Origin of the sequence: Streptomyces africanus (genome assembly GCF_002150735.1) — a bacterium.
Taxonomy (GTDB): domain Bacteria; phylum Actinomycetota; class Actinomycetes; order Streptomycetales; family Streptomycetaceae; genus Streptomyces; species Streptomyces africanus.
Genome location: NZ_MUKA01000043.1, coordinates 22,518 through 31,364 on the forward strand (window position 1 = coordinate 22,518; position 8,847 = coordinate 31,364).

At 71.1% G+C, this 8,847-nt stretch carries 8 protein-coding genes; 5 read left to right on the forward strand and 3 right to left on the reverse strand.

Annotated elements, in window-relative coordinates; all coding sequences use genetic code 11:
* Positions 1–2: 2 nt before the first annotated feature.
* From otnI to CCL05_RS06840, 3 genes are read left to right on the forward strand one after another with little or no spacing between them, the layout of a single operon-like run.
* Complete coding sequence (gene otnI, locus CCL05_RS06830; protein ID WP_086559581.1) at positions 3–794, forward strand: 2-oxo-tetronate isomerase; 792 nt, start codon at positions 3–5, stop codon at positions 792–794.
* Positions 795–816: 22 nt separating this feature from the next.
* Positions 817–1,863: a D-erythronate dehydrogenase gene (gene denD / locus CCL05_RS06835; protein WP_086559582.1), complete on the forward strand. Its 1,047-nt coding sequence runs from the start codon at positions 817–819 to the stop codon at positions 1,861–1,863.
* Between the two features lie 10 nt (positions 1,864–1,873).
* Positions 1,874–2,620, forward strand: coding sequence for a FadR/GntR family transcriptional regulator (locus CCL05_RS06840; protein WP_086559583.1), 747 nt, complete (start codon positions 1,874–1,876; stop codon positions 2,618–2,620).
* 33 nt (positions 2,621–2,653) lie between these two features.
* On the opposite strand, the gene CCL05_RS06845 is transcribed toward CCL05_RS06840, so the two are convergent.
* Entirely contained in the window at positions 2,654–3,775 is a 1,122-nt protein-coding gene (locus CCL05_RS06845; protein WP_086559584.1) for an aromatic ring-hydroxylating oxygenase subunit alpha, read from the reverse strand.
* A gap of 191 nt (positions 3,776–3,966) precedes the next feature.
* On the opposite strand from CCL05_RS06845, the gene purU reads away from it, so the two are divergent.
* Positions 3,967–4,851: a formyltetrahydrofolate deformylase gene (purU, locus tag CCL05_RS06850; protein ID WP_086559585.1), complete on the forward strand. Its 885-nt coding sequence runs from the start codon at positions 3,967–3,969 to the stop codon at positions 4,849–4,851.
* 67 nt (positions 4,852–4,918) lie between these two features.
* Entirely contained in the window at positions 4,919–5,710 is a 792-nt protein-coding gene (locus CCL05_RS06855; protein ID WP_425275896.1) for an IclR family transcriptional regulator, read from the forward strand.
* Between the two features lie 92 nt (positions 5,711–5,802).
* Here CCL05_RS06855 and CCL05_RS06860 read toward each other — a convergent pair whose 3' ends face one another.
* Both CCL05_RS06860 and CCL05_RS06865 read right to left on the reverse strand, forming a co-directional pair.
* Positions 5,803–6,408 (reverse strand): sarcosine oxidase subunit gamma, encoded by a 606-nt coding sequence (locus CCL05_RS06860; protein ID WP_086559587.1) that lies wholly within the window; start codon positions 6,406–6,408, stop codon positions 5,803–5,805.
* A partial coding sequence (locus tag CCL05_RS06865) for a glycine cleavage T C-terminal barrel domain-containing protein (RefSeq protein ID WP_086559588.1) occupies positions 6,401–8,847 on the reverse strand: 2,447 nt, incomplete at its 5' end. The genes CCL05_RS06865 and CCL05_RS06860, both read right to left, overlap by 8 nt.

An 8,847-nucleotide genomic window follows, 5' to 3' on the forward strand; every position in this document is an offset into this window, starting at 1 on the left:
GCATGCCGAGGTTCGCAGCGAACCTGTCCCTGATGTACACCGAGCACGATTTCCCCGACCGCTTCGCCGCGGCCTCGGCGGACGGCTTCACCGCCGTCGAATACCTCTTCCCCTACGCCTACGACGCCACGGAGCTGCGCCGCCGGCTCGACGACCACGGCCTGAGGCAGGTGCTGTTCAACGCCCCTCCCGGGGCGTGGGAGTCCGGAGAACGCGGGATCGCGGCGCTGCCCGGCCGCGAGGCGGAGCTCCGCTCCGGCATCGACCGGGCTCTGGAGTACGCCGCCGCGCTGGACTGCCCGCGGCTGCACGTGATGGCCGGCCTCCTGCCGTCCGGCGCCACGCCGAAGGAACGGGCCGAGCACCGCGCCACCTACCTGGCCAACCTCGGCTGGGCCGCCGGGCGAGCCGCCGCGCTGGGCGTCGACATCCTGATCGAGCCGATCAACGGCCGTGACATGCCGGGCTACTTCCTGTCCCGGCAGGCGGAGGCGCACGCGGTCGTGCGGGAGGTGGGCGCCCCGAACCTCAAGGTGCAACTCGACCTCTACCACTGCCAGATCGTCGAAGGCGACCTCACCACCACCCTGCGCCGCGACCTGCCGACCGGCCGGGTCGGTCATCTGCAGATCGCGGGCGTGCCCGACCGGCACGAGCCCGACCAGGGCGAGCTCGACGTCAGCCACCTGTTCCGCGTTGTCGACGACCTGGGCTTCGACGGGTGGATCGGCTGCGAGTACGTCCCCCTCGCCGGCACGAGCGAAGGCCTCGGCTGGCTGGACGACCACCGATGAACGACTACCGAGGAGACACCGCATGAGGATCGTCATCACGGGTGGCTTCGGCTTCCTCGGACGACAGGTCACCGGCACCCTGCTCCGGACGCGGACCTTCCGCGGTGCGCCGATCGACCGGCTGGTGCTCGCCGACCGGATCGTGCCGCCCGGTGCTCCGGAGACGGCCGACCCACTCGTGGAGACGGTGCGGGGCGACCTCGCCGAGTGCCTCGACGACGTGTTCGCCGAGCCGGTGGACGTGCTGATCCACCTCGCCGCCGCCGTCTCGGCCGAGTGCGAGGCCGACTTCGACCTGGGCATGAGCGCCAACCTGGACACCACCCGCGCGCTCCTCGAAGCCGCCCGGGCTCAGTCGGCCGCCGGCGGGCCCCCACCACGCCTGGTGTTCGCCAGCAGCGTGGCGGTCTACGGCTCCGACCCGGCGCTGCCGCTGCCGCCGGTGGTCAGCGAGTCGACCCTGCCCACGCCCCGCTCCAGCTACGGCATCCAGAAACTCGTCTGCGAGCAGCTTGTCGCGGACTACACCCGCCGGGGCTTCCTCGACGGACGCGTGGCCCGCCTGATGACCGTGTCGGTGCGGCCCGGCAAGCCGAACGCGGCCGCCTCCGGCTTCCTGTCCGGCATCATCCGCGAGCCGCTCGCGGGGCTCCCCGCGATCTGCCCGGTGCGTCCCGGCCTGCGAGTGGTCCTGGCGTCACCCCGGCGCACGGTCGAGGGGATCCTCCGCATCGCGGCAGCCGAGCGCGGTTCCGGGAGGGGCCGGTTGGAGGGCGGGCTGCCGGTCAACCTTCCGGGGCTCACGGTCTCGGTCGCCGAGATGCTGTCCACGCTGCGGCAGCTGGCCGGTGACGCCGTGGCCGACCTGGTGACGATCGCGCCCGACCCTGAGGTCGAGGCCATCGTGGGTTCGTGGCCTTCGGTCTTCGACACCACGCGTGCCGCGGCACTCGGGCTCCAGCCCGATCCGGACTTCGCAGCGGTGGTACGGGACTACGCCGCCGACCACCGTGACGCGGTCCTGGTCGACGGGCCGCTCACGGCGGGGCAGCCGGGCGAGGGTCTATAGACTGAAAACCATGTTTTCCAAGGTGCCCGGTCCTGTCCGGCTCGCCGACCAGGTCGCCGCGACGCTCTCCGAGGAGATCGAGTCGGGGCGGCTCGCCGAGGGTGACCGGCTGCCGACCGAGGTGGAGCTGGTCAAGCAGCTGGGCGTCAGCCGCACCGTGGTGCGCGAGGCCCTGTCGAGGCTCCGCAACGCCGGGCTGATCGAACCGCGGCAGGGCATCGGCGTGTTCGTCCTGCCGCGGCGCACCCGCCCGCTCGACCTCGACGCCGCCGACACCAAGGCGAAGGTGCTGCAGATCGTGGAGGTACGCAGGGCCATGGAGGGCGAGGCGGCCGGCCTCGCCGCCACCCGGGCCACACCGCACGACCTCGCGCGGATGCGCCAGGCACTGGACACCATCGACTCGGCGGTCGCGGCCGGCGGCGACGGCGTGGACGAGGACCTCGCCTTCCACCGGTCCATCGCCGAGTCGACCGGCAACGCCGTGATGGTCTCGACGGTGCGGTACCTGGGCGACGTGTCGCGCAGCGGCATCCGCGTCACGCGCGCGAACGAGGCACGCCGCAACGACTTCCTCGAAGCGGTCCGGGACGAGCACCACGCCATCCTCGCCGCCATCGAGGCAGGCGACCCCGAAGCGGCACGGGCCGCCGCACGCCGCCATATGCAACACGCCGCCGGCCGGCTCCAGGATGCCGACGACAGCTTCTGGACGGAGACCGAGGACCTGGCCGTGGATCTCGGCACGGCTCCCTGACAGCGGGCGCACCGGCGTCACGCGCCAGGCCGGCTACCCCGACAGTGCGCCCTGCACCCAGTCGTGGAACTCGCCGATGTGGTGCTCGCTGGGCACCAGGACGCCGCCCTTGGCGTACAGCCGGGAGCTCATCGCGGGCTGGCAGCGCTCACAGGCGTCGAAGTCCTGCCGGTTGACGCGGTCGAACAGCTCGACCGACCGGCTGACGTCCCGGCCGCTCGCCACCACGCCCTTCAGGTACAGCCAGTCGCACTCCACGATCGTGCGGTCGACCGCCACCGGGAACATCCGGTGGAAGATCACGTGGTCGGGGACCAGGTTGATGAACACCTGCGGGCGCACCGTGATCGCGTAGTACCGGCGGTCCTGCTCCTCGGAGACCGTGGGGATACGGTCCAGGCCCTGCGAGCCGTCCACGGTGAAGCCCTGCACGTCCGAGCCGAACTCGGCGCCGTGGCCCACGTAGTACTGCGCCGCGTAGCCGTCGGCGAACTCCGGGAGGACCTCGGTCAGCTCGGGGTGGATGGTCGCGCAGTGGTAGCACTCCATGAAGTTCTCGATGATGAGCTTCCAGTTGGCCTTGACGTCGTAGACGATCCGCCGGCCGACCTCCAGGCTCTCGACGTCGTACCGCTCGACGGACTCCACGTCGCCCAGGCGCGCGACCACGTCCGCGATCACCGACTGCTCGAACGAGGGCGGGTTCTCGGCCAGGCACACCCACACGTAGCCGAGCCACTCGCGTACCGCCACGCTCGCCAGGCCGTACTCCGTGCGGCCGACGTCCGGCATCCTCGTCAGGTTCGGGGCCGCGACGAGTTTGCCGTCGAGGCCGTACGTCCAGGCGTGATACGGGCACTGGAAGGCCCTCTTCACCTCGCCGGACTCCTGCGTGCACAGCCTCGCGCCCCGGTGCCGGCACACGTTGAAGAAGGCCCGGACGGAGCCGTCCCGCGACCGGGTCAGCAGGATGCTCTCCCGCCCGACGTCCACGGTCCGGAAAGCGCCCGGCCTCGCCAGCTCCGACGCGCGTGCCGCGCAGAACCACATGGATTCAAAGATGTGTTCCTGCTCCAGGCGGAAGATCTCCGGGTCCGTGTAGTGGTCACCGGGGAGGGTCGCGATCAGGCTCTCCGGCAGGCCGGTCGTAGTCATGGTTCACCTCGGAGTGAAACGCCTCGGCGGGCGAGCGGTTGCCTCATGTGCAACGAGCTTCTTGCTACGCAACTCACGGTGCAGTCCGCCCGAAGCGGTGTCAAGCCCTTGACCGCAGACCGTCACAGCCAGGACCATGTTGCGTATCAGTCAGCTCGTTGCGTATTACGCACTTCCTCTGGGAGGGCTCCGTGTCTCATGGACCCACAGCCGGACCCACAGCCGGCCGCGAGTTCGTCCTCACGCTGTCGTGCCCCGACCGCTCGGGCCTCGTCCACGCCGTCACCGGCTTCCTGGTCCGGCACTCCGGGAACATCCAGGAGAGCCAGCAGTTCGACGACCGGCTGCAGGACCGCTTCTTCATGCGGGTGCACTTCGACGTCTCGGACCCGGGCATGTCGCTGGAGGGCCTCAAGTCCGGCTTCGCCCAGGTGGCGGAGGCGTACCGGATCTCCTGGCAGCTGTACGAGGCGTCGACGCCGACGCGCACGCTGATCATGGTGTCGAAGTTCGGGCACTGCCTGAACGACCTGCTCTTCCGCCGGCGGACCGGCGCGCTGAACATCGAGGTGCCGGCGATCGTCTCCAACCACCGGGACTTCGAGCCGCTCGCCGAGAGCTACGGAATCCCCTTCCACCACGTGCCCGTCACCCGGGAGACGAAGCCCGAGGCGGAGGCGCGGCTGATGGAACTCGTCGACGAGCTGGACATCGACCTGGTGGTCCTCGCCCGCTACATGCAGATCCTGTCGAACGACCTGTGCAAGCAGCTCGAAGGCCGGGCGATCAACATCCACCACTCGTTCCTGCCGAGCTTCAAGGGCGCCCGCCCCTATGTCCAGGCGTACGAACGCGGCGTCAAGCTCGTCGGAGCGACGGCCCACTACGTCACCCCGGACCTCGACGAGGGCCCCATCATCGAGCAGGACGTCATCCGCGTGAACCACTCGCAGGGGCCCGACAGTATGGTGGCCCTGGGGCGCGACGTCGAGGCGCAGGTCCTGGCGCGGGCGGTGGAATGGCACACTCAGAGCCGCGTCATGGTCAACGGCAACCGTACGGTCGTCTTCCGTTGAGGAATCCGCTGAGGAAAGTGACACCCACCCCCTCACACTTGTTGCCCAATGCACCTAGAGTTTCGCCATGAGCAACCTCGGCGCTGAGACCGCAGGCGCTCCCAGTGGCGGAGTGCAATCCGTTGACCGTGCCGTCGCCGTGCTGGAGATTCTCGCCCAGCACGGAGAGGCGGGCGTGAGTGAAGTGGCCGCGGCGATCGACGTCCACAAGTCCACCGCCTTCCGTCTGCTCGGCGCGCTGGAAGCGCACGGGATGGTCGAGCAGGAGAGCGAACGGGGAAAGTACCGTCTCGGCTTCGGCGTCGTGCGCCTGGCGGGCGCCGTGACGGGCCGTATCGCCGTCACCAGACACGGGCGCGGGATCTGTGAGCGTCTCGTCGACGATGTGGGCGAGACGATGAACATCGCCGTGCTCGAGTCCCACCACGCGATCAACCTCTACCAGGTGCGCGGCTCGTCGGCCATCGCCGCGCAGAACTGGGTGGGACGGCTGACGCCGCTGCACTGCACGTCGAGCGGCAAGGTCCTGCTGGCCCACCTCACCCGCGAGGAACGCGACGAGCTCCTCGCCGAGGCCGGTCTCCCCCGTCTGACGCCGCGCACGGTGACCTCCAGGAAGAAACTGGAGGCGGACCTGGCCGAAGCCCGTGAGCAGGGCTATGCCATCACGCTGGAGGAATACGAGGTGGGCCTCAACGCCCTGTCCGTCCCCGTGCGTTCGGCGGACGGCGAGGTCGTCGCCGCCCTCAGCGCGTCGGGGCCGGCCTTCCGGCTCACCCTGGAGCGGATGCACGAACTCGCGCCGCTGCTGGTCGCGGGAGCGGACGAGCTGAGCCGCCGACTCGGTCATACGGGCTGAGGTTCACGACAAGCAGGAACAGGCACCTCATGACAAGCGGCGGTCGGTGATCCGGACTCCGGATCACCGACCGCCGCTTCACGCTGCCCGCGTCAGCCCGTCCACTCCACGGCCGCGTCCAGCAGCCAGTCCGTCAGGTAGCCGGCGAAGGACGAACGGACCAGCACCCAGAACCCGGCCCTGGGGTCGTCACGGGCGACCAGGACGACCTGGGTGCGGCCCAGGTTCGTCTGGGCACAGCGCCCCGGGCCGAAGACCCGCGGGTGAAGATCGAGCGAGCAGCCGTGGGCCAGCAGGTCGCGGGCCCGGGGACCGGTGATGAGGAGCGTGGTGCGTTGAGCCGACACATCGATGACGGACACGGGCTCGTCGCCCGCGGCCTCACGGATCCGGCTCTCCAGGTCGTGCCGACCGCCCGGTGGTCCCACCACGAGCCACTCGTCGGGGCCGAGCCACAGCGCGGTCAGCTCCCCTGCGCGGACGACGGTGCCGGGGTCGACGGGGAGTGGGAGGCCCAGCGCCAGCCCCACGGCGTCCGCCGCCGCTCCCTTGGGGTCGAGGCGCACATCGATCTGGGTCAGGAAGGGCAGTTCCGCCAGCCGGATCGCGCCCCCGGAGGCGCGGGTCGCGGCGGCCAGCCGGCCGGCGGCATGCGACAGGGGGCTGCGAAGCGGGTTGGTAACGGCGGTGTCAGCCATCGCGGCGGGCTCCCTCGGGGTCGTAGAGGACGGGACTCGCGACGGTCACCGGGACCAGCCGGTCGCCCACGGGGGCGTAGAGGCGCTCACCGATGCGGTCCCGGCCGCCCTTGACGAGCGCGAGGGCGAAGGTCCGGCCGAGGGCCGCGCTGCGGTAACTGGACGTGACGTGACCGAGCATCGGGACGGGCGGCGCGGGCAGCACACTGCCGGCGACCAGGTGCGTGCCCTCGGGGAGGAACGTGCCCGGGTCCTCCGGAAGCAGCCCGACCAGGTGCTTGCGGTCGGGGCGGGCGGTGTCGGCCCGGGCGAAGGAACGTTTGCCGATGAAGTCCTTCTTCTTCTTGGACACCGCCCAGCTCATGCCGAGGTCCTGCGGCGTCACGGTGCCGTCGGTGTCCTGGCCGACGATCGGATAGCCCTTCTCCGCGCGCAGGACGTGCATGGTCTCCGTGCCGTAGGGGGTGATGCCGTACGGGGCGCCGGCCTCGTACAGCGCCTCCCACAGGGCGAGGGCCTCCCACGGTGACACGTTGATCTCATAGGCGAGTTCGCCGGAGAAGCTGATCCGGCACACCCGGGCGTCGATACCGGCGACCGTCGTCTCGCGCCACGCCATGAACGGGAAGTCCTCGGCCGCGACGGCGAGTCGGGGGGCGAGCGTGCCCAGGACCTCGCGGGAGCGCGGGCCGACCAGGGCGACGGTGGCCCACTGCTCGGTCACCGACGTGCAGTGGACGCGCAGTTCGGGCCACTCCGTCTGGAGCCACTCCTCCATCCAGTCCAGCACGGCGGCGGCGTTGCCCGTCGTGGTGGTGACCAGGTAGCGGTCCTGGTCGAGGCGGATCACCGTGCCGTCGTCGAAGACCATCCCGTCCGGGCGGCACATCACGCCGTAGCGGATCATGCCGACCTTCAGGGTGCTCATCATGTTGGTGTAGAGCAGGTCGAGGAAGACCCCGGCGTCCGGGCCCTGGACGTCGATCTTGCCGAGGGTGGAGGCGTCCATGAAGGCGACGCCCTCGCGGGCGGCGGCGCATTCGCGCAGTACGGCCGTCTCCATGTCCTCGCCGTCCTGCGGGTAGTACCAGGGGCGCTTCCACTGGCCGACGTTCTCGAACAGGGCGCCGTGCGCGACGTGCCACGCGTGCAGGGCGGTGGTGCGGATCGGGTCGTGCAGGGCACCGCGGTGCCGGCCGGCGAGAGCGGCGAAGGAGACCGGGGTGTACGGCGGCCGGAAGGTGGTGGTGCCGAGCGCGGAGACGTCCACGCCGAGCAGTTCCGCGACGACGCCGCCGGCCAGGACACCGGAGGTCTTGCCCTGGTCGTTCGCCGTGCCGGCCGTGGTGTAGCGCTTGGTGTGCTCGACGGAGCGCAGACCGGCACCGGTCGCCCGGGCCAGGTCGTCGACGGTGACGTCGCGCTGCAGATCGACGAAGCGCGGGGCGCCTTCCCTGCCCGGGACGGTGAAGACCGGCATGGGCGGTGTCTGCGGCATGGTGGCCACCCGTGGCGGGTGGACCGCTTCCGGGGTGTAGCCCTCGGCCTCGATCGCACGGGCGCCCGCGGCAGCCCCTTGGGCGAGAACGCGCGCCAGGTCGAAGACGCCGCTCGCGCCGCCCGCGACCTCGACCGCCTGGCGGCAGGTGTCGGGGACGAAGGTGCCGAGTTCCTCGTCGTGGCGGAGTTTGCCTCCCGCCTGGCTGAACAGGTGCGCGACCGGGTTCCAGCCGCCGGAGACCAGGAGCAGGTCGGCGGCGAACTCCCGTCGGCCTGTTGTCTCTCCGTTTGTCTGTCCGTACGGGGCGACGGTCACGGCCGTGAGACGGGCGGCGCCTTCCGTGCCGGTGACGGCGTGGCCCGCCAGCACCTCGATGCCGGCCTGCCGGGCGCGCTCCGCCCACTCCCCCGGCTCGGCGCGGGTGTCGACGACGGCCTCGACGGTCACGCCCGCCGCGGCGAGGTCCAGTGCTGCCGCATAGGCGCTGTCGTTGGTGGTGAAGACGACCGCGTGGCGGCCGGGCAGGACTCCGTACTTGTTCAGGTAGGCGCGGGCCGAGGCGGCCAGCATCACGCCGGGGCGGTCGTTGTCCGCGAAGGCCAGCGAGCGCTCGTGCGCGCCGGTGGCGAGGACGACCCGGCGGGCGCGGATACGCCAGACGCGTTCGCGGGAGACCCGGGCCGGGGCCTGGGCGCCCAGGTGGTTGGTGCGGCGCTCCACGGCGAGGAGGTGGTTGTCGTCGTAGTAGCCGAAGACGGTGGTGCGACGCAGGACGTGGACGTCGGGGGCCTCGTCGAGTCGGGCGGTCGTCTCGTCCACCCAGTCGAGGTGCTCGCCGGTGCCGAGGAGGCTGCCGCCGGGTTCGGGCTGGTCGTCGGCGAGGATGACGCGGGCACCTGAGCGGGCGGCGGCTGCCGCCGCGGCGAGGCCGGCCGGGC

What these genes read in the sequence shown, in the direction of transcription:
- otnI (WP_086559581.1), top strand. Translation starts at nt 3, where the DNA reads ATGCCGAGGTTCGCAGCGAACCTGTCCCTGATGTACACCGAGCACGAT.
- denD (WP_086559582.1), top strand. Translation starts at nt 817, where the DNA reads ATGAGGATCGTCATCACGGGTGGCTTCGGCTTCCTCGGACGACAGGTC.
- CCL05_RS06840 (WP_086559583.1), top strand. Translation starts at nt 1,874, where the DNA reads ATGTTTTCCAAGGTGCCCGGTCCTGTCCGGCTCGCCGACCAGGTCGCC.
- CCL05_RS06845 (WP_086559584.1), bottom strand. Translation starts at nt 3,775, where the DNA reads ATGACTACGACCGGCCTGCCGGAGAGCCTGATCGCGACCCTCCCCGGT.
- CCL05_RS06855 (WP_425275896.1), top strand. Translation starts at nt 4,919, where the DNA reads ATGAGCAACCTCGGCGCTGAGACCGCAGGCGCTCCCAGTGGCGGAGTG.
- CCL05_RS06860 (WP_086559587.1), bottom strand. Translation starts at nt 6,408, where the DNA reads ATGGCTGACACCGCCGTTACCAACCCGCTTCGCAGCCCCCTGTCGCAT.